Here is a 23,022-nt window from a genome sequence, read left to right on the forward strand (position 1 = left end):
AAAGCCGGGTTCTTCGGAACCCGACATGAGGATCGCCCGTTTCCGGGGCTCCGCGTGATCTGTTCGAAAGCTGCCTCCGTTCATGTGGATCAATGCCACCGGACGGGTAGGGTCCGTGGCGTACTGTGCTTCAACTGCAATTCGGCCATCGGCAAGTTGGGAGTTGATCCCGACGCTGTTCGTCGGGCTGCCGCCTACTTGGAAGGATCCCCGTGGAAGCCAACACTCGTAGCACCGGGCGTCTACCGGCTGCCTTCCTGACGCCCGGGTCGTCGTCCTTCATGGACTTCCTGTCCGAGCACCAGCCGGAGATGCTCCCGGGCAGGCGGCAGCTGCCGCCCGTGCAGGGCGTGATCGAGGCGCCGCACGGCACGACCATCGTCGCCGTCACCTTCCCCGGCGGAGTCGTCCTCGCCGGCGACCGCCGGGCCACGATGGGCAACATGATCGCCCAGCGCGACATCGAGAAGGTCTTCCCGGCCGACGAGTACTCGGCGGTGGGCATCGCCGGTACGGCGGGTCTGGCCGTCGAGATGGTCAAGCTGTTCCAGTTGGAGCTGGAGCACTTCGAGAAGGTCGAGGGCGCCACGCTCTCCCTGGAGGGCAAGGCCAACCGCCTCTCCACCATGATCCGTTCCAACCTCGGCATGGCCATGCAGGGCCTCGCCGTGGTGCCCCTCTTCGCGGGCTACGACGTGGACCGCGAGAAGGGCCGCATCTTCTCCTACGACGTCACCGGCGGCCGCTCCGAGGAGCACGGGTACGCCGCCACCGGCTCCGGCTCGATCTTCGCGCGCGGTGCCATGAAGAAGCTGTACAGCAGCGACCTGACCGAGGAGCAGGCCACCACCCTGGTCATCCAGGCGCTGTACGACGCGGCCGACGACGACTCGGCAACGGGCGGTCCCGATGTCGCCCGCCGGATCTACCCGATCGTCACCGTGATCACCGAAGAGGGATTCCGCCGTCTCACCGAGGAGGAGTCCGCGGAGATCGCCCGCGCGATCCTGGAGCGGCGCCTGACGCAGCCGGACGGCCCGCGGGCCGCGCTGCTCTGAGCCCGGTCTCTTTGCCCAGGTGACCCTGTGACTTCGACAGAAAGGGACGGATAACCGGTGTCGACGCCGTTCTATGTCTCACCCCAGCAGGCCATGGCCGACCGTGCGGAGTACGCCCGCAAGGGCATCGCCCGCGGTCGCAGCCTCGTCGTGCTGCAGTACGCCGACGGCATCGTGTTCGTCGGCGAGAACCCGTCCCGCGCGCTGCACAAGTTCAGCGAGATCTACGACCGGATCGGCTTCGCGGCCGCCGGCAAGTACAACGAGTACGAGAACCTGCGGATCGGCGGTGTGCGCTACGCCGATCTGCGCGGTTACACCTACGACCGCGACGACGTGACCGCGCGCGGCCTGGCCAACGTGTACGCCCAGACGCTGGGCACGATCTTCTCCAGCGCGGCCGAGAAGCCGTACGAGGTGGAACTCGTGGTCGCCGAGGTGGGGGAGACCCCTGACGGTGACCAGATCTACCGGCTGCCGCACGACGGATCGATCGTGGACGAGCACGGGTCGGTCGCGGTCGGCGGCAACGCCGAGCAGATCAGCAGCTATCTGGACCAGCGCCATCAGGACGGCATGTCGCTGGCCGAGGCGCTGAAGCTGGCCGTGCAGTCGCTGTCGCGCGAGCCGAACGGCGGTGAGCGGGAGATCCCCGCCGAGCGCCTTGAGGTGGCGATCCTGGACCGTACGCGCCCGCAGCAGCGCAAGTTCAAGCGCATCGTCGGGCGCCAGCTGGCCCGTCTGCTGGAAGAGGGCGGCGCGTCCACCGCCACCGAGGCCGAGGACCCCGAAGACGACGAGTGACCCCGCTCGCGCCCCGCGCACCGGTCGTCCGGTGGGCGGGGCGCAGTCATGTCCGGGCGGCCTCGGACACCGAGGGCACTCCGCGACGCCCGTCCGGCAGGCGGGCCGGGCCGAGTCGGCCCCCTCCCTCCGGACACGGCGGCCGGCCGCGAGGACTTCCGCCCCTCACGCCGGGAGCACACGCCGGACGCCGCTCTCCGGTCCCGGGGAACGCCGGGAGCACACGCCGGACGCCGCACCCCGGCTGCGGGGAACGGCGGGAGCACGCGCCCTGCGCCGGTCCTCGACGGACGGAGGGGCGGGCGGACGGACGGAGGGGCGGGCGGACGTCGCCCACCGTGGCGCTAGCGAGGCGGCGCCGTGGAGCCCCGTACGACCAGTTCGACCGGGATGTCGCCCTCGGGCGGTGTGCGGCCGTCCAGGACGGCGAGGAGGGCCTCCATGCCCCGTTCGCCGAACAGCTCGGCGTCCAGGCGGACCGTGGTCAGCTCGGGGTCGAGCGCGCGGGCGAGCGCCAGGTCGTCGAGCCCCGTGATCGAGAGGTCGTCGGGCACCCGCAGGCCCAGTCGGCGGGCCGCCTTGTAGGCGCCGGCCGCGAGGTTGTCGTCGTCGCACACCAGGGCCGTGGGCCGGGGCCCTGGCGCGGACAGGGCCGTCTCCGCGGCGGCACGGGAGTGTTCGATGGAGATCGGGGCGCGGGCGGTGCGCAGCCGTGTGCCCGGGACGGCCTCCAGCCGGGCGGCCAGTTCACGGGCGCGCACCTCGAAGGTCCAGGACGCGATGTCCGCCCCCAGGTGCAGGAAGCGGCGGTGCCCGAGAGCCAGCAGATGGTCCGCCACCTGGCGTACGCCGTCCCTGATGTCGAGGTTGACGGTGGCCGCGCCCAGGCTGCCCGCCGGGTCGCTGTCCAGCATCACGAGGGGCAGCTGGTCGCCCCGGATCGCCGTGAGCGCGTCCGCGGCCATGGAGGAGGCGATGACACCGTCCAGAGCCGCCCGCGCGGAACCGAACGGGTCCCGGGCGGGCCCGATGCCCGCGGGTGACGGATAGAGGACCACGCCGAAGCCGTGCGCGGAGGCCACCCGCGCGGCGCCGGTGTAGACCCCCGCGAAGAACTCCGTAGTGAGCGCCGGGACCACCAGGAGGACCGTGCGGGTGCGGCCGAGACGGAGGTTGCGGGCGGCCAGGTTCGGACGGTAGCCGAGGTCCCGGGCGGCCTCCCGGACCCGGTCCGCCGTCGCCTCGGAGACCCGGCCGCGCCACTTCTCGCCCAGCACGAGGGAGACCGCGGCCTGGGAGACCCCCGCGGCCTGGGCGACGTCCCGGCTCGTGGGGCGCGTGCTGGCTCGTGCCACCGGCGACCTGCTCCTTCGTCTGGACTCGCGGACTGGGCACATGGTACGTATGGCGGAGGACGTTATACGTAACACTGGCAGCTCCGGGTCGCCTCGGGCGCTCGGCGGAGAAGGCGGGAACATGGCCGCGGGATACCTGGAGATCCTCAGGGCGAGGCATGCCGCCCGGCTGCTCGCCGGCACGCTCACCGGGCGGCTGCCGAACGCGACCGCCGCCATCGCGGTCGTGCTCTTCATCCGGGCCGAGGGCGGCACGTACGGCCTGGCCGGGGCCCTCGCCGCCGTGTACGGGGTGGCCAACGCCGTGGGTCAGCCGCTGCTCGGGCGCCTCGTGGACGTCCACGGGCAGCCGCGCGTCCAGTTGCCCGCCGCCCTGGTCTCGGCCCTCGGCATGGCCGTGTTCGCCCTCTCGGGCACCGACCCGCTGCCGGTCGCCTACGCCTCCATGGTGGTCGCCGGACTCTTCACGCCGCCGCTGGAGGGCGGGCTGCGTGCCCTGTGGCCCTCCGTACTGCGCCGCGAGGACCAGGTGCACACCGCCTACGCGATGGACGCCGTGGCCCAGGAGGTCATGTTCACCGTCGGGCCCCTGCTGGTGACACTCTTCGTGGCGCTCTGGTCCGCGCAGGCCGCGCTGCTGATCCTGAACGGCATCGGGGTACTGGGCGCCCTCTGGGTGGTCGTCTCGCCGCCTTCGCGCGCGTGGCGATCGGCGCCGCGCGAGGCGCACTGGCTCGGCGCGCTGCGCTCACCGGGGCTGCTGGCCCTGCTCGGCGCGTTCCTGTTCGTGGGGACGGCGCTCGGTTCGATCACGGTCGCCGCCGTGTCGTACGCCGACGACCACGGCGGGGACGCGGTGTACGGCTGGCTGATGGCGGCCCTGGGCCTCGGCGCGCTCGTCGGTGGCACGGTGTACGGGGCGCGGCGGTGGACCGGTGCGCCCGAGCGGCGACTGCGGGTGCTGGTGGCCTTCCTGGCGGTGTGTTACCTGCCGCTCCTGCTGATGCCGGGCGCGGTCGCCATGACGGCCCTCACGGCCCTCGCCGGCGTGTTCCTGGCGCCCTGCATCGCCTGCGCGTTCATCATCGTCGACCGGCACGCCCCGAAGGGCACCGTCACCGAGGCGTTCTCCTGGCTTGTGACCACGTTCACCGTGGGCGCGTCGGTCGGAACGGGCCTCGCGGGCCCGGTCGTGGAGTGGGGCGGGGCCGTCTGGGGCTTCGCCGTCCCGGGTGCCGCGGGAGCCGCCGCGCTGGTGGTTCTGCTGGCCACGGGGCGGGTCCTCGCAGCTACCGGCGACGGTGCGGTAGTTGCGGTCTCATCGGAAAATGATCCAAACCGTGCCGTCGAACCCCGTTTCAGCTCGGGGGATCGGGCGTAATGTTCAGTCATGGACCGCCGCATTTTCGGGCTGGAGAACGAGTACGGCGTCACGTGTACGTTCAGGGGACAGCGGCGCCTGTCTCCCGACGAGGTGGCGCGGTACCTCTTCCGCCGTGTCGTGTCATGGGGCCGCAGCAGCAATGTCTTTCTGCGGAACGGTGCCCGCCTCTATCTCGACGTGGGATCACATCCGGAATACGCGACACCCGAATGTGACAACGTGACGGAACTCGTCACCCACGACAAAGCCGGCGAGCGCATTCTCGAAGGACTCCTGGTGGACGCAGAACGACGCCTGCACGAGGAAGGAATCGCGGGCGACGTCTACCTGTTCAAGAACAACACCGACTCGGCAGGCAACTCCTACGGCTGCCACGAGAACTACCTGGTGGCCCGCCACGGGGAGTTCTCCCGACTCGCGGACATCCTCATCCCGTTCCTGGTCACGCGGCAGCTTCTGTGCGGCGCCGGCAAGGTGCTGCAGACCCCGCGCGGCGCCGTGTACTGCGTCAGCCAGCGTGCCGAGCACATCTGGGAGGGCGTCAGCTCCGCGACGACCCGCTCCCGGCCCATCATCAACACCCGCGACGAACCGCACGCCGACGCCGAGCGCTACCGCCGGCTGCACGTCATCGTCGGCGACTCGAACATGTCCGAGACGACCATGCTGCTCAAGGTCGGTGCCACCGACCTCGTGCTGCGCATGATCGAGGCGGGCACCGTCATGCGCGACCTCACCCTGGAGAACCCCATTCGGGCGATCCGCGAGGTCAGCCACGACATCACGGGCCGCCGCAAGGTGCGCCTGGCCAGCGGCCGCGAGGCCTCCGCGCTCGAGGTGCAGCGCGAGTACTACGAGAAGGCCGTCGACTTCGTCGAGCGCCGCGGCATCCGCACCGGGACCGTGGACCAGGTGCTGGAGCTGTGGGGCCGGGTGCTCGACTCGATCGAGGCCGAGGACCTCGACCGGATCGGCACCGAGATCGACTGGGTCATGAAGTACAAGCTCATCGAGCGGTACCGGGCCAAGCACAACATGACCATGTCGCACCCGAGGGTCGCTCAGATAGACCTCGCCTACCACGACATCCACCGTCGTCGTGGCCTGTACTACCTGCTGGAAAGGAAGGGACAAGCCGCTCGGATCTGCAATGACTTGAAGATCTTCGAGGGCAAGTCCGTGCCGCCGCAGACCACTAGGGCGCGGCTGCGCGGTGACTTCATCCGGCGCGCTCAGGAGCAGCGCCGCGATTTCACCGTCGACTGGGTCCACCTCAAGCTCAACGACCAGGCACAGCGCACCGTGTTGTGCAAGGACCCGTTCCGTTCGGTCGACGACCGGGTGGAGAAGCTGATCGCCGGAATGTGAGCCGGGTGTTCCGCGAGTGACGCGGAACGCAACGCGGGGCGCCGTACGTTTTCCGTACGGCGCCCTTCTCACGTCGTAGAGTTGCGCGCACGCCATCAACCAAGATCGATCGATACGAGGCCCCCACCGTGCGCCGACGCTCACTCCTCCTTGCCGTACCCGCAGGACTGGTCACTCTCGCCGGATGCGGTGACGACAACAAGTCGGACCAGGCCAAGTCCAGCAGCAGTCCGTCGCCTTCGGCCTCCGCCTCGTCGGCACCGCCGCCCAAGATCGTCGACGGTCCGCTGCCCGCCATCACGGCCGGGACGAAGTTCGGGGAGAAGCCGACCGTCGCCAAGGGTTCCGGTGACCCGTCGAAGGATCTCGCGGTCAAGACGGTCATCGCGGGCGGGGGTCAGTCGGTCGCGGAGAACGACTTCGTCGTGGCCCACTACCTGGGTCAGGTCTGGGCCACGGCGAAGGTCTTCGACAACTCCTACGACCGCAAGACGCCGCTGTTCATCCAGCTCGCGCAGGGCAGCATCATCGACGGCTGGCGCTACGGACTCGTGGGCAAGAAGGTCGGCAGCCGCGTCGAGATGGCCGTCCCGCCGACCTGGGGCTACGGCAAGCAGGGCAACACGCAGGCGGGTATCAAGGGCACCGACACCCTGGTGTTCGTCATCGACATCGAGAACACCTTCAACGCGAAGAGCTCCGCCAAGGGCAAGAACGTCCCGCAGAACGACGCGAACCTCCCCAAGGTCGGCACGAACACCGACGGCAAGGCCCCCTCCATCGACGTGCCGAAGACGAAGGCCCCGACGAAGCTCGTGGCGGACTACGTCATCGAGGGCGACGGCGACGAGGTCAAGGCGGACAGCACCGTCCTCGTGCAGTACAAGGGCGTCGTCTGGGACGGCGGCAAGGAGTTCGACTCCACGTACAGCCGAGGTCAGCTGACGTCGTTCTCGCTCCAGCAGGTCGTCAAGGGCTGGGGGCAGGGGCTGACGGGCAAGAAGGTCGGCAGCCGCGTCCTCATCGTCATCCCGCCGGCCCTGGGCTACGGCGACAACCCCCCGAGCGGCAGCGGCATCCAGAAGGACTCCACGCTGGTCTTCACGGTCGACATCCTGGCGAAGATGTGAACCCGTCAGGGATGCGAGACTGTCGGCGGTGCCTCAAGGGCACCACGCGAACCAACGTGAACCAGCAGGAGCGAAAGACGTGAGCATCGAGAAGCCCGAGATCGACTTCCCGGGCGGCGAGCCCCCGGCGGACCTCGAGATCAAGGAAATCTGGGAGGGCGACGGCGCGGTCGCCAAGGCCGGGGACTTCGTCAAGGTCCACTACGTGGGCGTGGCCTTCTCCACCGGCGAGGAGTTCGACGCCTCCTGGAACCGCGGCAACCCGCTGGAGTTCCAGCTCGGCGTCGGCCAGGTCATCAGCGGCTGGGACCAGGGCGTGCAGGGCATGAAGGTCGGCGGCCGCCGCCAGCTGACCATCCCGGCGCACCTCGCCTACGGGGACCGTGGCGCGGGCGGCCGGATCGCCCCCGGCGAGACGCTGATCTTCGTCTGCGACCTGGTCGCGGTCTGACATCGGCACGGGGAGCCATGGCTCCGCGTCACCCGGGACCGGACACCGGGTCCCGAAGGTGTGCTCCCTGGCCGGACACCGGGCCCCGAAGCTGCGCTCCGGGCCCGGACGGTCGCGGAACGCTGTCCCAGCTCCGGCGACCGAGGAGTCCGCGACTGCGGTCCGATCATCGTGACGCTCGCACCCTGGTCCGATCTTCGTACACCGCGTGATCGGGATACGACCGGATTTGATCACCTGGGGCCCATGCCTGTCCGGGCATGGGCCCTCGGCTTTTGCCACGACACTTCGGAGCGGTACGGTCATCGGTCGGAAGCACCATAGGGAAGGGCGTCGATGGCCATTGCCAAGGCCGAGCGGCTGATGAACCTGGCGCTGTGTCTGCTCGGGACACGGCGGCCGCTCAGCAAGCGCGAACTGCGCGATTCCATCGAGGCCTATGTGGAGGCGTTCAGGCCGGGCAGGGGAGCGGCCTCGTCCGACGATTCCTTCAACCGGATGTTCGAGCGCGACAAGGACGACCTGCGCGAGCTCGGCCTGGTCATCGAGACCGTGGAGAACCTGGACGGCGAGGTCGGCTACGTCGCCCGCCGCGACAGCAACCGGCTGCCGCCCATCACCCTCGACGCCGAGGAGGCCGCCGCCCTCGGCCTCGCCGCCAAGGTCTGGCAGCAGGCGCGGCTGGCCGGCGCGGCGAGCGGCGCGCTGCAGAAGCTGCGCGCCGCGGGCCTGCCCGAGGACGTGGACCCCTACGAGGCCCATGGCGCCCTGGAGCCGCACATCCCCGTGCACGAGGCGGCCTTCGAACCGCTGATGCTGGCGTGCCGCGACCGTCGCCCGGTCGTCTTCGACTACCGCAAGGCCACCGCCGCGCGCCCCGAGACCCGGCAGGTCGAGCCCTGGGCCCTGGAGTGCTGGCGCGGCCACTGGTACCTGGCGGGCTGGGACCGTGACCGCGGGGCCGAGCGCGTCTTCCGGCTCTCGCGGATCACCGGCAAGGTCCGCGCCCGGGCCGGCCGGTACACGGCCGAGGTGCCCGACGTCGTCACCGTGCGGGAGACGGTCGCCGGGTGGGCGGGCGAGATCGCAGACCGCTCCGCGCGGATCCGGCTGCGCACCGGCTCCGGATACCCGCTGCGGGCGAAGGCCGTCTCGGTCCGGGAACGGGGAGACGGCTGGGACGAGCTGGAGATCCCGTACGGGCACGGTCTGGACGCGTGGCTCGTCGAGTTCGGGCCCGACGTCGTCGTCCTGGAACCCGCCGAACTGCGGGCCGACGTGGTGGACCGGCTGCGCGCCGTGGCCAAGGGCTGAGGGGGAACGTAGGAAAGTGGCAGGAAAACCGGCCAGGCCCACGAACGCGATCGACCAGACCCGGCGGATGCTCTCCCTGGTGACCTATCTGCGCGAGCGCCCCGGCGCGCGCGTCGGTGACGTCGCCCGGGCGTTCGGGATCACCGAGGACGAGCTGATCTCCGACCTCGACGTGCTGCCGCTGTGCGGGACGAGCTTCCGCGGCGGCGACCTGCTCGACATCGACACCGACGGCGACCGTATCTGGTGGCACAACCCGGCCGCCCTGGCGGCAGAGGCGGCCGCGCCGCTCCGTATCGCCGCCGACGAGGCGACCGCGCTGCTGGTGGCCGCCCGCGCGGTCTCCACGCTGCCCGGACTGCGCGAGGGTGACCGGCAGGCGCTGCTGCGCGCCACCGCCAAGGTGGAGGCCGCCTCGGGAGAGGCGGCGGGCGCCAGCTCCCGGCTCTCGGTGACCTTCGAGTCCGAGGGCGGGGTCTTCGCGGACGTCGACCGGGCGATCTCCGAGCGGCGCCGGCTGTGGATCCGCTACTACTCGCCCTCGCGCGACGAGCTCACCGAACGCGAGATCGACCCGATCCGGCTGGTCAGCGTCGGCCACACCTATGTGGAGGCCTGGTGCCGCCGCTCCGAGGCGCGCCGCACCTTCCGGCTCGACCGGGTCGCCGAGATCCGCATCCTCGACGAGCCGTCCGCGCCCCCGGAGGTCGAGCTGCGGGACCTGTCCGAGGGGCTGGTGCAGCCCGCCGCCGAGGATCCCGAGGTGGTGGTCGAGGTCGGACCGGGCGGGCGCTGGGTCGCGGAGTACTACCCCCACGACAGCGCGGATGAACTGCCGGACGGCGGGCTGCGTATCACTCTGCGGACCCCCGACCCCGCGTCGCTGCGGCGGCTGGCTCTGCGCCTCGGCCGTGACGGCCGGATCGTGTCGCCGCCGGAGCTGGCCGACAGCGCGCGACAGGCGGCCCGTGAGGCCCTGGCGGCCTACGACGGGCTCGACGGCGAGGGAGTCCAGGACCGACCGTACGACAGGCAGGAGCAGGGGCTTTGACCACGTCGGCGATGTCTGGTGGGTCGGAGAGGGCCGGTGTCACCGAGCGGGCCGGGAGGCCGGAGAGAGCCGGGGGAGCGGCGAGGGCCGGCGCGTCGCCCAGCGCCGCCGAGATGACGGTGGTCAGCGCCTTCGCCGGGATGCGCAGGGTGGCCGACGTGCTGTTCAGGGCCGGCTGCCCCGACTGCCGGGCCCGGCTGGAGCTGCGGGCGAACGCCCTGATGCTCGCGATCGGCGGATCCAGCCGGACCACCTTCTACTCCTTCACCTGCACCGAGTGCGGCGCCGCCGTCCGCAAGCCCGCGGGCGAGCGGATCGTCGAGCTCCTCACCGGAGGCGGGGTGCGGACGCTGCGCCTGCACTCGACGCTCTAGGCTCGCCCCATGTTCTGGCCGATGTGTGCGATCGCTGCGGGTTTCCTGGGAATGACCGTTCTCGGTGTGCTCGCCGTCCGTGTGTTCCTGGAGGCGGAACGCCTGGGACGGCAGGTGACGGACTCCGCACGCCGTATCAACAGGGCGGCCGACGATCTGGAGCGGGCGACGGTCGGGGCCGCGCGCTCCGTGGACGGCCTGTGACCTCGCGGGGCTCCCGGTAAGAGTTCGGTCCAGGGTTGCGCAATGCGTCATTCGAGCCTGTCGACTTGCCAGTGCGGACAGGTACGCTTCTGATCGCGGCCCGAAGAACGAGGCGCGGGCCGCGATCGGGAGTACGCACAGGGATTGCCTCGCGTTCATCCCTGAGCGTTACGATCGCTGTCACGACGACCGGACACTTGTCCGACCGATCGGGCAGTACCCCGCCCCTGCAGCCTCGGTGAGAAGGTAAAGACTTATGTTCGGAAGGCTCGGAGCTCCCGAGATCATTCTCATCCTCGTCGTCATCATCCTGCTGTTCGGCGCGAAGAAGCTTCCGGACATGGCGCGCTCCCTCGGCAAGTCCGCACGCATTCTCAAGAGCGAGGCCAAGGCCATGAAGGACGAGGGCAGCAACCCCGCCCCGGCCGGCCCGCCCAGCACCGAAGAGCAGACCCCGGCCCAGCGCACCATCCAGGCCGCGCCCGGCGACGTGACCAGCGCCCGCCCGGTCAGTGAGCCCACGGACACGACCAAGCGCTGACGCAGGGCCGGTGACCTCCGGCCCGCCGCACGAGATGGGAACGTGGGTTGCTGAAGCCTGCCCGCAACAAGGAGAAGGATCCCGAGGGGCGGATGCCTCTCGCGGAGCACCTTCGCGAGCTCCGTAACCGGCTCGCGAAGGCGGTGCTGGCGATCGTCGTGGTCACGGTCGTCGCGGCCTTCTTCTACAACGACATCGTGAACTTCGTCACCAAGCCGGTGCTGGACTCGGTCGGCTGCGGCAAGACCTTCGAGGAACTGACGAAGTCCTCGGACAAGACCCAGCAGTGCGCCGCGATCACGATCAACGGCCTGCTGACCCCCTTCACGCTCGCGCTGAAGGTGTCGCTCATGGCAGGCGTCGTACTGGCCTCGCCGGTCTGGCTCTACCAGCTGTGGGGCTTCGTCGCCCCCGGCCTGCACAAGCACGAGAAGAAGTACGCGCTGTCGTTCGTCGGCACGGGCGTCCCGCTCTTCCTCGGCGGTGCCTTCTTCGCCTACAAGGTGCTGCCCACCACCGCGAAGGTCCTGATCGGCTTCACGCCGCACGGTGTCAACAACCTGTTGCCGCTGGACGACCTGCTCGACCTGGTCACCCGCATGGTGCTGGTCTTCGGTCTCTCCTTCGAGCTGCCGCTGCTGCTGGTCATGCTCAACCTCACCGGCATCATCACGGGCCGGCGCATGCTCGGCTGGTGGCGGGCCATGATCATGGGCATCACGGTCTTCGCGGCCATCGCCACGCCCAGCACCGACCCGCTGACCATGCTGGCGCTCGCCGTACCGATCTGGGTCCTGTACTTCGGCGCGGTCGTCTTCTCACTGATGAACGACCGGCGCAAGCGCCGCCGTGAGGCCGAGGGCCCCGACGACGACGAAGCCTCCGAGCTGGACCTCACGCCCGAGGACATCGGAGAGGTCGAAACGGTGGCGGCCAGCAGGGCGCTGCCCGGTCAGTCGGCCCCGGACCGCGTCAACGGTTATGACGACGTGACCTGACAAGGAGCGAAGATCTCGTAGGGTCAGGGCCGTGACCAGCGAGATCACCCTCTTCGTCAACCCCACCGCAGGACGCGGCCGGGGCGCCCGCGCGGCGCAGCCGGCCGCTTCCGCCCTGCGGGCGGCGGGATTCTCCGTGCGGACGGTTCTCGGCGAGAACGCCGCCGACGCCCTGACCCGCGCGCGCGACGCGGTCGAGGGCGGAACGGGAGCCCTGATAGCCGTCGGCGGCGACGGCATGGCGAACCTCGCCCTGCAGGCCGTCGCCGGGACCCGCACCCCGCTCGGCCTGGTCGCCGTCGGCACCGGCAACGACTTCGCCCGCGCCCTGGGCCTGCCCATACGCGATCCGGCGGCCGCGGGACGGCAGATCGCCGAATCCCTCAAGGGCTCCCGGCTCCGGGACGTCGACCTGGGCCAGGTGAACGGCACCTGGTTCGGCACCGTCCTCGCCTCCGGCTTCGACTCCCGGGTCAACGACCGCGGCAACCGCATGCGCCGGCCCTCCGGACGCGTCAAGTACGACCTGGCGATGCTCGCCGAACTGGCGGCCTTCCGGCCGGTCCGCTACCGGATGACCCTGGACGACGGCGAGACCCGCGAGATCGAGGCGACCCTCGTCGCGGTCGGCAACGGCTCGTCGTACGGCGGCGGCATGAAGATCTGCGCGGGCGCGGACCTCGGCGACGGACTGTTCGACATCACCGTCGTCGGGCCCTGCACCCGCAGGACGCTGCTCAGGGTCTTCCCGAAGGTGTACCGGGGCACCCACCTCTCCCATCCCGTGGTGAGCGTGCATCGGGCGGCCCGCGTCGAGCTCGTCGCCGACGGTCTGACCGGGTACGCGGACGGGGAGCCGCTGGGGCCGCTGCCGCTCACCGCGCGCTGCGTGCCGGGTGCGGTACGGGTGGCCATTCCCTGAGCTGCGGGGATCCGGGGTTTCACCGGCAACGGATCCGGATATTGATCGTCCTGTTGTCAGTGGCTGCCGGTAGTCTCGAAGGCACGATGACAGAGGACCTCTCACCGGCCGAGCGGTACGCGGCAGCACGGAAGCGCGCTGTCGAGCAGGCCACCGCGCTCGCCTCCTTCCGCGAGATGTACGACTTCGGCCTCGACCCCTTCCAGATCGAGGCCTGCAAGGCGCTCGAGGCGGGCAAGGGTGTGCTCGTGGCCGCGCCCACCGGCTCGGGCAAGACGATCGTCGGCGAGTTCGCCGTCCACCTGGCCCTCCAGCAGGGCAAGAAGTGCTTCTACACGACGCCGATCAAGGCGCTGTCGAACCAGAAGTACGCCGACCTCTCCCGCCGTTACGGCGCGGACAAGGTCGGCCTCCTCACCGGGGACAACAGCGTCAACTCCGACGCCCCGGTGGTCGTCATGACCACCGAGGTGCTGCGCAACATGCTGTACGCGGGTTCGCAGACCCTTCTCGGCCTCGGCCATGTGGTCATGGACGAGGTGCACTACCTCTCCGACCGCTTCCGCGGCGCCGTGTGGGAGGAAGTGATCATCCACCTTCCCGCCTCGGTCACCCTCGTGTCGCTCTCGGCGACCGTCTCGAACGCCGAGGAGTTCGGGGACTGGCTGGACACCGTGCGCGGCGACACCGAGGTGATCGTCTCCGAGCACCGTCCGGTGCCGCTGTTCCAGCACGTGCTCGCCGGACGCCGGATGTACGACCTCTTCGAGGAGGGCGAGGGCCAGAAGAAGGCGGTCAACCCCGACCTCACGCGCCTGGCCCGCATGGAGGCGAGCCGTCCGTCGTACCAGGACCGCAAGCGCGGGCGAGCCATGCGCGAGGCCGACCGGGAGCGCGAGCGCCGGCAGCGCTCGCGGATCTGGACGCCGGGCCGCCCCGAGGTCATCGAACGGCTCGACGCCGAAGGCCTGTTGCCCGCCATCACCTTCATCTTCAGCCGCGCCGCCTGCGAGGCCGCCGTCCAGCAGTGCCTGTACGCGGGCCTGCGGCTCAACGACGAAGAGGCGCGGGTGAAGGTGCGCGAGATCGTCGAGAGGCGCACGGACTCCATCCCGCCGGAGGACCTGCACGTCCTCGGGTACTACGAGTGGCTGGAGGGCCTGGAGCGGGGCATCGCGGCCCACCACGCCGGCATGCTGCCCACGTTCAAGGAGGTCGTCGAGGAGCTTTTCGTACGCGGCCTGGTGAAGGCCGTGTTCGCCACCGAGACCCTCGCGCTCGGTATCAACATGCCCGCCCGCTCGGTGGTGCTGGAGAAGCTAGTCAAGTGGAACGGCGAACAGCACGCCGACATCACCCCCGGTGAGTACACCCAGCTGACCGGCCGGGCGGGGCGCCGCGGCATCGACGTCGAGGGCCACGCCGTCGTGCTGTGGCAGCGCGGCTTCAGCCCCGACCACCTGGCGGGACTCGCGGGCACCCGCACCTACCCGCTGCGCTCCAGCTTCAAGCCGTCGTACAACATGGCGGTGAACCTGGTCGAGCAGTTCGGACGGCACCGTTCGCGCGAACTCCTGGAGACCTCCTTCGCGCAGTTCCAGGCCGACAAGTCGGTCGTCGGGATCTCCCGGCAGGTGCAGCGCAACGAGGAGGGACTCGAGGGTTACAAGGAGTCCATGACCTGCCACCTCGGGGACTTCGAGGAGTACGCGGGGCTGCGCCGGGAGCTCAAGGACCGCGAGACCGAGCTCGCCAAACAGGGCGTGGCGCAGCGTCGCGTCGAGGCGGCGGTCGCGCTGGAGAAGCTCAAGCCGGGTGACATCATCCATGTCCCGACCGGCAAGTTCGCCGGTCTGGCGCTGGTGCTGGACCCCGGTCTGCCCGCGGGCCGGTCCAACGGCCACCGAGGCTTCGAGCAGCACGACGGTCCGCGCCCGCTGGTGCTCACCGCCGAGCGTCAGGTCAAGCGGCTGGCCTCGATGGACTTCCCGGTGCCGGTGGAGGCGCTGGAGCGGATGCGTATCCCGAAGTCCTTCAACCCGCGTTCCCCGCAGTCCCGTCGCGACCTCGCGTCCGCCCTGCGCACCAAGGCCGGGCACATCGTCCCCGACCGGCTGCGCAAGAGGCGCGCCGAGGCGGCCGACGACCGCGAGATCGCCCGGCTGCGCACGGCGATCCGAGCCCACCCCTGCCACGGGTGCAACGACCGTGAGGACCACGCCCGTTGGGCCGAGCGCTACCACCGGCTGCTGCGTGACACCTCGCAGCTGGAGCGTCGCATCGAGGGCCGGACGAACACCATCGCCCGCACCTTCGACCGTATCGTCGCCCTGCTCACCGAGCTGGACTACCTGCGCGGCGACGAGGCCACCGAACACGGCAGACGCCTGGCCCGGCTGTACGGCGAACTCGACCTGCTGGCCAGCGAATGCCTGCGGGCCGGTGTCTGGGAGGGCCTCGATCCGGCGGAACTCGCCGCCTGCGTCTCGGCGTTGGTCTACGAGTCGAGGGTCGGCGACGACGCGATGGCGCCGAAGCTGCCCTCCGGCAAGGCCAAGGCCGCGCTGGGCGAGATGGTCCGCATCTGGGGGCGTCTGGACGCTCTGGAGGAGGACTTCCGGATCACCCAGTCCGAGGGCGTGGGCCAGCGCGAGCCGGATCTCGGTTTCGCCTGGGCGGCGCACGAGTGGGCTTCCGGCAAGGGTCTCGACGAGGTGCTGCGCGAGGCGGAGATGCCGGCCGGCGACTTCGTCCGGTGGTGCAAGCAGGTCATCGACGTACTGGGCCAGATCTCGGCCGCCGCGCCGGTCTCCGGTGGAGAGAGCTCGACGGTGGCGAAGAACGCCCGCAAGGCGGTCGACGGGCTGCTGCGCGGGGTGGTCGCCTACTCGTCGGTGGGCTGAGCCGGGCCCGGTCGCCCGTGGTGCGCCGCCCCGACCTGGGGCGGCGCAGTCCCGTACGTCGGCACGGCGGCATGGAGACACGGCCGTGTGGCCGTACGTGAGGACGTCGCCCCACCCGCCGTGGTGTGCGTGTGCCGCCGCGTGGGGCCTTCGCCGGTTCGGTCACCAGGACCGCGACGCCGGCGGATCAGCCGCGGTGCCGCAGGTAGCCGCGCCAGCCGCCGTACGCCGTGATGTCCTCGGCACCGTCGAGCGCACAGGGCTCGCACAGGAAGCCGGGCACATGGGTGCCGTCGGCCAGTTCGACCCGGCCGAGCGCCATCGGGCGGGGCAGCCCGGCGAGCAGGCGTCCGAGGCCCTCGGCGGGCAGCCGCCACACCTCCGCCTCGATGGCGGCCCCGCCGGTGCCGGCGCGGACCAGACCCGGCTTCGGAGGTGTGGTGGCCAGGGCGTACAGGCGGTAGGCGGCCGCCGTCGCCGTCGTCCGCTCCCACTCGGCACCCAGCGCGAGGAGCTGTGGGTTCAGGGGCTGGCCCGAGAGATGGGCGCCGACCACGGCGACGCGCGTCCCCGGCCGCAGCAGGGCGGCCATCCGGGCCAGGCGTTCGTCGGTGAAGGCGGGGCCGATCAGCATGACGCCGAAGGGCAGCCCGTCCACGGTGCCCGCCGGGACGGCGACCGCGGCGAGGTCGAAGAGGTTCGTGGAGTTGGTGAAACGCCCCAGACGGGCGTTGGCGCCCAGCGGGTCGGCGGCGACCTCCGCGAGCGTCGGGTGGCCCGGGGCGGTCGGCAGCAGCAGGGCGTCCGCGTCGCCGAGCGCGGCGAGGGCCCGCGGACGCAGGGCGGCCAGCCGGTCCTGGTCGGCGAAGAGCCGGTGGGCCGGGATGTCCCGGGCGCGGGTGATGATCCCCGTCACGGTCGGATCGAGACCCGTACCTCCCTCGGTGAGCAACTTGTCGACAAAGCTCCCCACCGCGGTGTAGCGCTCGGCGACGAACGCGCCCTCGTAGAGCATCGCCGCCGCCTCGGTGAACGGCGTGAGATCGAGCGTGCGCACCTCGGCGCCCGCCGCGACGAGCTGTGCCACGGCGGCTTCGTACGCCTCCGCCCAGCCCGCGTCCAGCTCACCGAGCTGTGCCGTCGGGGGGACGGCGACGCGCCATGGGCCGGGGGCCCGCTGGGGGAGAGCGGGCAGCGCGCGTCCGGACGGGCGGGCCAGGTGTCCGAGGGCCTCTTCGGCCTCCGGGAGCGTACGGGCGAAGACGGTCACGCAGTCCAGTGAGGCGCAGGCGGGGACGACGCCGGTGGCCGGGACCAGGCCGCGGGTCGGCTTCAGACCGACGATGCCGTTGAAGGCGGCGGGAACACGGCCGGAACCGGCCGTGTCGGTGCCGAGGGCGAGATCGACCAGGCCCAGCGCCACCGCCACGGCAGATCCGGAGCTCGAACCACCACTGACGCGGGTCGGATCGAGTGCGTTCCGCACGGCACCGTACGGGGAGCGGGTGCCGACCAGACCGGTCGCGAACTGGTCCAGGTTCGTGGTGCCCAGGACGAGTGCGCCGGCCGCTCGCAGGCGGGCCACCGCCGGGGCGTCCTCGCCCGGGGTGTACGCGTACGCGGGGCAGCCGGCCGTGGTCGGCAGGCCCGCCGCGTCGATGTTGCCCTTCACCGCGAGGAGCCGGCCGGCGAGGGGGAGGTGTTCGCCGGCGGCGAGGCGGGCGTCGAGGGCCTCGGCCTCCTTCTCCACCTCGGCCCGGCGGCGCAGGCCGATCCAGATCTCGGGGCGGTCGACCGCCTCGACGCGGGCGTAGGCCGACTGCACTCGGGCGAGGGCGGACATGGTGTGCTCCGTGTTCGTCAGGGTCCGTCAGGTTCCGTCAGGTTTCGGCAGGCTTCGTCAGAGCCGGTAAGGATTTATTGGGTTTCGTCGATTTCCATTGTGGTACGGCGGGTTCCACCAGACGCGATCCGGTGGATGGTGGGTGCCCATCGCCCACCGCCCACCTCGCGGTCACGGACCATGCGTGTGCCGTCAGGTGGCGGGTGCCAGGACCACCAGTGCCGTGCCCGCCTCCACCTGGGCGCCCGGTCTGGTGAGGACCTGGCGCACGACTCCGTCCATCGGGGCGGACACCCTGGACTCCATTTTCATCGCCTCCAGCGCCAGCAGCGGCTGGCCGGCGGTGACGCGGTCGCCGGGCTCGACGTTCAGCTGCCACACGGACGCCGCGAACTCGGCCTCCACGAGCCGGCCGCCCGCCGGGACGGTCACCTCGGCGGCCGCCGCCACGGGCGCGGTGGCGGCGTCCGCGCGGGCGAACTCGCCCGCCGCCTCCCAGGCGTCCCGCTCCGCGCCGAACGCGGCGCCCTGCCGGGCCCGGAACGTCGCGATCGACTCGGCGTGGGTGGCGAGGAAGTCCTCGTAGCGCGCCAGCGAGAACTCGCCCTCCTCGATCCGGGGCACGAACCGCCCCGAGACGATGTCGGCGCGCAGAGCGAGGAGTTCGCCGGGTTCCACGGCGTACCACTTGATGCGGTCGAAGAAGCGCAGCAGCCAGGGCGAGCCCGGCTCGAAGGCGCCTCGCTGCTGCCACGCCGACCACACCTGGGTGGTCCGGCCCACGAACTGGTAGCCGCCCGGCCCCTCCATGCCGTAGACGCAGAGGTAGGCGCCGCCGATACCGACGGAGTTCTCGGCGGTCCAGGTACGGGCCGGGTTGTACTTGGTGGTGACCAGGCGGTGCCGCGGGTCCAGCGGAGTCGCGACCGGCGCCCCCAGATACACGTCGCCCAGGCCCAGGACGAGGTACTCCGCGTCGAACACGGTGCGGTACACGTCGTCCACCGAGTCCAGGCCGTTCACCCGCCGGATGAACTCGATGTTCCACGGGCACCAGGGCGCGTCGTCGCGGACCCCGGCCATGTAGCGCTCGACGGCCTCGCGGGTCGCCGGGTCGTCCCAGGACAGCGGGAGGTGCACGGTACGGGAGGGGACCACGAGCTGGTCGGTGGGCGGGAGCGTGCGAACCGTCTCCCGCACGGCGGCGAGCAGGGCGCGCTGCGGAAGTCTGCGCGGATCCGCCTGGATCTGCAGGGAGCGGATGCCGGGGGTCAGGTCGGTGACGCCGTCGACGTCCGCCGCGGACACCGCCTCCATCAGGGCGTGGACCCGCATGCGCAGCGCCAGGTCCAGTTGCATGGGCCCGAACTCGACCAGCAGGTTGTCGTCGCCGCTGCGGCGGAACGTCACGTCGCCGTCCCGCGCCAGCACCCCGCCGTCCACGACCGCGGCCCGCGCCGAGCCGTCGTCGGCGAGCGGCGCGAAGCGCACGGTGTCACCGGGGCGGAGCTGGCCGAGCTTCCACCGCTCCGTGCTGACGACCGTCGCGGGGCAGACGAAGCCGCCGAGCGAGGGACCGTCCGGGCCGAGCAGCACCGGCATGTCGCCCGTGTAGTCGACGGCGCCGACCGAGTACGGAGTGTCGTGGATGTTGGACGGGTGCAGCCCCGCCTCGCCACCGTCCGTGCGCGCCCAGCGGGGTTTGGGGCCGATCAGTCGTACGCCGGTGCGCGCCGAGTTGAAGTGGACCTTCCAGTCGGCCGCGTAGAAGTCGTGGATGTCGTCCTCGGTGAAGAACTCCGGTGCGGCGTGCGGACCTTCGAGCGCACCGATCTCCCACCCGGACGTGAGGACGGGCCGGTCGGCGGGCGGTACGGGCGCCGTCGCGGCGGTGACCGATCCGCCGTGCAGCACGTCCCCCGTCCGCAGTGCCCGGCCGCCGTGGCCGCCGAACCGGCCCAGGGTGAAGGTGGCGGCGCTGCCGAGGAACGCCGGGACGTCCAGGCCCCCGCCCGCGAAGAGGACATAGGTGCGCAGGCCGTGTCCGGTGGGCGCGCCGACCTCCAGCACCGCTCCCGCGGGCACCGTCACCGGCTCCCACCGGGCGACCGCCGTGCCGTCCACGGTGACCGGCGCCGGGGCACCGGTGACGCACACCGTGACGGCGTGCGTGAAGCGCAGGGCGGGCCCCCGCAGGGTGCACTCCAGACCGGGTGCGCCCTCGTCGTTGCCGAGGGCGCGGTTGCCCAGCCGGAAGGACAGGTCGTCCATCGGCCCGCACGGCGGCACGCCCACCTGCCAGTAGCCGGTGCGGCCCGGCCAGTCCTGGACCGTGGTGAGCGTGCCGCCGGAGACCACCTCGACGCGCGGCGTCGGATCGGTGACGCGGGCCAGCGTCGCCGTCGAGTGCGCGGCCCGCCGGAAGGACGGGTCGGCGAGCGCGGCCCGCACCAGCCCCAGGTTGGTCTCGACGCCGTCGACCCGGGTCCTGGCCAGCGCCTCGTCCAGCCGCTCCAGGGCGTGCGCGCGGTCCGTGCCGTACGCGACGACCTTCGCGAGCATCGGATCGTAGGCGGTGGTCACCTCGGTGCCCGTCTCCACCCAGCCGTCCACCCGGACGCCTGCGGGGAACTCGACCCGGGTCAGCAGTCCCGCGCTCGGCCGGTGCTCGCGCGAGGGGTCCTCGGCGTACAGCCGGGCCTCCACCGCGTGGCCGCGCGGGGCCCCCGGGTCCCGTACGACCTCCGACTCCCCCCGTGCGAGCCGCAGCATCCAGGCGACGAGGTCGACCCCGTAGATCTCCTCGGTGACCGGATGCTCCACCTGGAGGCGGGTGTTGACCTCCAGGAAGTACGCCTCCTCGCGTGCGGCGTCGTACACGAACTCGACCGTGCCGGCCGAGCGGTAGCGGACACTCGCGCACAGGTCATGCGCGCGGGCGGCGAGACGGTCCCGCACATGAGCCGGGAGCCCGGGAGCCGGCGCCTCCTCCACGACCTTCTGGTTGCGCCGCTGGAGCGAGCAGTCGCGGTCGCCGAAGGTGACGACACGGCCCCGGCCGTCGCCGAAGACCTGCACCTCGACATGGCGGGCGTGCTCGACCAGTCGCTCCAGGAAGACTCCGGCGGAGGTGAAGGACGCGGCGGCGACGCGCTGCACGCGTTCCCAGGCCCGGGTCAGTTCACCGGCGGAGCGGCAGGCGGCCATGCCGATGCCGCCCCCGCCGCCGGTGGCCTTGAGCATCACGGGATAGCCGATGCGCCCGGCCGAGTCCAAGGCTTCCTGAAGTCCGCCCAGCAGTCCCGTTCCCGGGGCCGGCGGCACACCCGCCGCCTCCGCGGCGGCCCGCGCCGTGTGCTTCGCCCCGAACAGCTCCAGCTGCCCCGGCGTCGGTCCCACGAAGACGATCCCGGCGTCCTCGCAGCGCCGTGCGAAGGCCGCGTCCTCGGACAGGAAGCCGTAGCCGGGATGGATCGCCCCGGCGCCGGTGTCCTTGGCCGCCTTCAGGACCAGGTCGGCGTCGAGGTACGACTCCTTCGCGGGGGCCGGGCCCAGCCGGACGGCCTCGTCGGCGAGCCGGACGTGCGGCGCCGAGCGGTCGGGGTCGGAGTACACCGCGACCGTACGGAGGCCGAGTTCGCGCGCGGTGCGGATGATCCGGACGGCGATCTCGCCCCGGTTGGCGACCAGCAGGGTGTCGAAGCTCATGCGGCCGTCCCGACGCTCATCCGCACGGCGGTCGGTTCGAAGCCGTTGCAGGGGTTGTTGATCTGGGGGCAGTTGGAGACCAGGACGAGCACGTCGCGTTCGGCGCGCAGGGTCAGTGCGAGGCCCGGGGCCGAGAGACCGTCGACGATGCCGAGGGTGCCGTCGCTCTCCACCGGCACGTTCATGTACCAGTTGATGTTGGAGACGAGGTCGCGCTTGCCGAGGCCGTGCCGGGCGCCCCGCGCGAGGAAGTTGTCCACGCAGGCGTGCTGCGACCAGGTGTGGTGGCCGTAGCGCAGGGTGTTCGACTCCTTGGAGCAGGCGCCGCCGACCGTGTCGTGCCGGCCGACGTCGTCGGACACCACGGTCATCAGGGGCGTGTGCTCGTCGGACATCAGCACGCTGCCGGCCGTCAGGAAGATGTTCCCCTGCGCCTGGATGGTGTCGGGCGCGCTGTAGCGGACGGACGGATCGTGGGCGTCGTACACGAGGAAGTCGACGGCCTGGTTGCCGTGCAGGTCGGTGATGGTGAGTGTCTCGCCCGCGCGGATGACGGACGACCAGGCGGCACGTGCGGGAACGACGGTCGTGCCACCCGTGCCGCCCGTCGTGTCGGGGCCGCTCGGCGGGGTGGACCCGCTCGTCGTGGGGGTGCCGGCGGTGGTGGTGGCGGTGGCGCTCGTGCTCGTGCCCGTGCTCATGCGAGCCCCCTCGCGGCGAGGAACTCGACGGTGTTCAGGAAGGCGCGGCGCCCCTCGGGCGTCGCCTCCCACAGCGGGTCGCCCGGCTTCGTCGCCGCCGACCGCCAGGCGAGCACCTCCAGGGCGGTGCTGGTGTAGGCGGGGCGTGGGTCGACCGGGTGCGGCACGTTCGCGATGAGCACGGTGACGTCCTGCTCGGCGCGCAACGTCACACTGCCGCCCGGACCCGCCGAACCGGTGAAGTCCAGGGAGCCGTCGTCGCGTATCGACACGCCCTGGAAGAAGGAGAGCGAAGGCGGCAGATCACGTGGTCCGAGGCCGTTCTTGGCGGCGGCCAGCTTGAACAGTTCGCGTCCCGCGGGGGAGGCGGACTGCGGCGCGCCGTCCCCGTAGCGCCGGGTGTTGCGTACGAGCGTGGAGGTGCCGCACAGCGCGTCGTGCCGTCCGGAGGTGTCGGCGGTGAGCGAGGCGAGCACGCGACCCTGGTCGGAGAGGAGCAACTGCCCCTCGCCCAGGTACGCGTTCCACTGGACCTTGACCGTGTCCGCCACGTTCAGGCGCTCCCAGGGGCGGTCGGCGGCGTACAGGAGGAGGTGCGCACAGGCGTCGCCGCTCAGGTCGGTCAGCCTGAGTTCCGTGCCGCGGGCCAGCACCCGGTGTGTGTAGCCGCCGCCGGCCACCGTCTCCGCCCACACCAGGTGGCCGGCCTCGCAGGGGGGCGCGGGCCAGGTGCTCGCCGGGACGACGGGCATGGCCTCGGCACGGGTGCCCTCCTGGGCGCGGGCGTGATCGCGTGCTCCGTACGTGGTCGCTGTCGCCATCGCGGGTCCTCCGGCTCCGGGGTGATTTCTGTCGCCCGACAGAAATTAGGAGCGGCGGAGTTCGCCGCCGTGTCCCGCGCGTTGCCGTCCGG

At 71.5% G+C, this 23,022-nt stretch carries 19 protein-coding genes and 1 pseudogene; 15 read left to right on the forward strand and 5 right to left on the reverse strand.

What is annotated here, in order from left to right:
- Positions 1–45: 45 nt before the first annotated feature.
- From GFH48_RS31700 to prcA, 3 genes and pseudogenes are all read left to right on the forward strand, one after another.
- Positions 46–261: pseudogene (locus GFH48_RS31700) on the forward strand (endonuclease domain-containing protein); the annotation flags it as partial.
- Positions 213–1,058, forward strand: a complete 846-nt coding sequence (prcB, locus tag GFH48_RS31705) for a proteasome subunit beta (protein WP_153291523.1) — start codon at positions 213–215, stop codon at positions 1,056–1,058. The pseudogene GFH48_RS31700 and the gene prcB, both read left to right, overlap by 49 nt.
- A gap of 57 nt (positions 1,059–1,115) precedes the next feature.
- A complete protein-coding gene (prcA, locus tag GFH48_RS31710) occupies positions 1,116–1,862 on the forward strand; it encodes a proteasome subunit alpha (RefSeq protein ID WP_148007692.1) in 747 nt (248 codons plus the stop codon).
- 344 nt (positions 1,863–2,206) lie between these two features.
- Here prcA and GFH48_RS31715 read toward each other — a convergent pair whose 3' ends face one another.
- Entirely contained in the window at positions 2,207–3,217 is a 1,011-nt protein-coding gene (locus GFH48_RS31715) for a LacI family DNA-binding transcriptional regulator (protein WP_153291524.1), read from the reverse strand.
- A 121-nt stretch (positions 3,218–3,338) separates the two neighbouring features.
- Between GFH48_RS31715 and GFH48_RS31720 the strand changes: the two genes are divergently transcribed.
- The 12 genes from GFH48_RS31720 to GFH48_RS31775 all read left to right on the forward strand — a co-directional run bounded on the left by GFH48_RS31720 (position 3,339) and on the right by GFH48_RS31775 (position 15,857).
- Positions 3,339–4,598, forward strand: coding sequence for an MFS transporter (locus GFH48_RS31720; RefSeq protein ID WP_153291525.1), 1,260 nt, complete (start codon positions 3,339–3,341; stop codon positions 4,596–4,598).
- A 9-nt stretch (positions 4,599–4,607) separates the two neighbouring features.
- A complete protein-coding gene (pafA, locus tag GFH48_RS31725; protein WP_153291526.1) occupies positions 4,608–5,969 on the forward strand; it encodes a Pup--protein ligase in 1,362 nt (453 codons plus the stop codon).
- A 128-nt stretch (positions 5,970–6,097) separates the two neighbouring features.
- A complete protein-coding gene (locus GFH48_RS31730) occupies positions 6,098–7,099 on the forward strand; it encodes an FKBP-type peptidyl-prolyl cis-trans isomerase (protein ID WP_153291527.1) in 1,002 nt (333 codons plus the stop codon).
- Between the two features lie 79 nt (positions 7,100–7,178).
- A complete protein-coding gene (locus GFH48_RS31735) occupies positions 7,179–7,550 on the forward strand; it encodes an FKBP-type peptidyl-prolyl cis-trans isomerase (protein ID WP_153291528.1) in 372 nt (123 codons plus the stop codon).
- A 336-nt stretch (positions 7,551–7,886) separates the two neighbouring features.
- Positions 7,887–8,864: a helix-turn-helix transcriptional regulator gene (locus GFH48_RS31740; RefSeq protein WP_153291529.1), complete on the forward strand. Its 978-nt coding sequence runs from the start codon at positions 7,887–7,889 to the stop codon at positions 8,862–8,864.
- 16 nt (positions 8,865–8,880) lie between these two features.
- On the forward strand, positions 8,881–9,915 hold the full coding sequence (locus GFH48_RS31745; protein WP_153291530.1) for a helix-turn-helix transcriptional regulator: 1,035 nt from the start codon (positions 8,881–8,883) through the stop codon (positions 9,913–9,915).
- 113 nt (positions 9,916–10,028) lie between these two features.
- Positions 10,029–10,289, forward strand: coding sequence for a hypothetical protein (locus GFH48_RS31750; RefSeq protein ID WP_153291531.1), 261 nt, complete (start codon positions 10,029–10,031; stop codon positions 10,287–10,289).
- Positions 10,290–10,298: 9 nt separating this feature from the next.
- A complete protein-coding gene (locus GFH48_RS31755; protein ID WP_153291532.1) occupies positions 10,299–10,493 on the forward strand; it encodes a hypothetical protein in 195 nt (64 codons plus the stop codon).
- A gap of 256 nt (positions 10,494–10,749) precedes the next feature.
- Positions 10,750–11,034 carry a Sec-independent protein translocase subunit TatA gene (tatA, locus tag GFH48_RS31760; RefSeq protein ID WP_153291533.1) on the forward strand — a complete coding sequence of 95 codons (285 nt, stop codon included), beginning with the start codon at positions 10,750–10,752 and terminating at the stop codon, positions 11,032–11,034.
- A 47-nt stretch (positions 11,035–11,081) separates the two neighbouring features.
- On the forward strand, positions 11,082–12,032 hold the full coding sequence (gene tatC / locus GFH48_RS31765) for a twin-arginine translocase subunit TatC (RefSeq protein ID WP_228121040.1): 951 nt from the start codon (positions 11,082–11,084) through the stop codon (positions 12,030–12,032).
- A 31-nt stretch (positions 12,033–12,063) separates the two neighbouring features.
- Positions 12,064–12,954 carry a diacylglycerol kinase gene (locus GFH48_RS31770; protein WP_153291534.1) on the forward strand — a complete coding sequence of 297 codons (891 nt, stop codon included), beginning with the start codon at positions 12,064–12,066 and terminating at the stop codon, positions 12,952–12,954.
- Positions 12,955–12,995: 41 nt separating this feature from the next.
- Positions 12,996–15,857 carry a DEAD/DEAH box helicase gene (locus GFH48_RS31775; protein ID WP_153291535.1) on the forward strand — a complete coding sequence of 954 codons (2,862 nt, stop codon included), beginning with the start codon at positions 12,996–12,998 and terminating at the stop codon, positions 15,855–15,857.
- 187 nt (positions 15,858–16,044) lie between these two features.
- Here GFH48_RS31775 and atzF read toward each other — a convergent pair whose 3' ends face one another.
- From atzF to GFH48_RS31795, 4 genes are all read right to left on the reverse strand, one after another.
- Positions 16,045–17,700, reverse strand: coding sequence for an allophanate hydrolase (gene atzF, locus GFH48_RS31780; RefSeq protein WP_153291536.1), 1,656 nt, complete (start codon positions 17,698–17,700; stop codon positions 16,045–16,047).
- Positions 17,701–17,892: 192 nt separating this feature from the next.
- Positions 17,893–21,408, reverse strand: a complete 3,516-nt coding sequence (locus tag GFH48_RS31785) for a 5-oxoprolinase/urea amidolyase family protein (protein WP_153291537.1) — start codon at positions 21,406–21,408, stop codon at positions 17,893–17,895.
- Positions 21,405–22,109 carry an urea amidolyase associated protein UAAP2 gene (locus GFH48_RS31790; protein WP_153291538.1) on the reverse strand — a complete coding sequence of 235 codons (705 nt, stop codon included), beginning with the start codon at positions 22,107–22,109 and terminating at the stop codon, positions 21,405–21,407. The genes GFH48_RS31785 and GFH48_RS31790 overlap by 4 nt, the downstream gene beginning before the upstream one ends.
- Positions 22,106–22,930 carry an urea amidolyase associated protein UAAP1 gene (locus GFH48_RS31795; RefSeq protein WP_153291539.1) on the reverse strand — a complete coding sequence of 275 codons (825 nt, stop codon included), beginning with the start codon at positions 22,928–22,930 and terminating at the stop codon, positions 22,106–22,108. The genes GFH48_RS31790 and GFH48_RS31795 overlap by 4 nt, the downstream gene beginning before the upstream one ends.
- Positions 22,931–23,022: the final 92 nt, after the last annotated feature.

It is taken from the genome of Streptomyces fagopyri, from assembly GCF_009498275.1.
Classification (GTDB): Bacteria; Actinomycetota; Actinomycetes; order Streptomycetales; family Streptomycetaceae; genus Streptomyces; species Streptomyces fagopyri.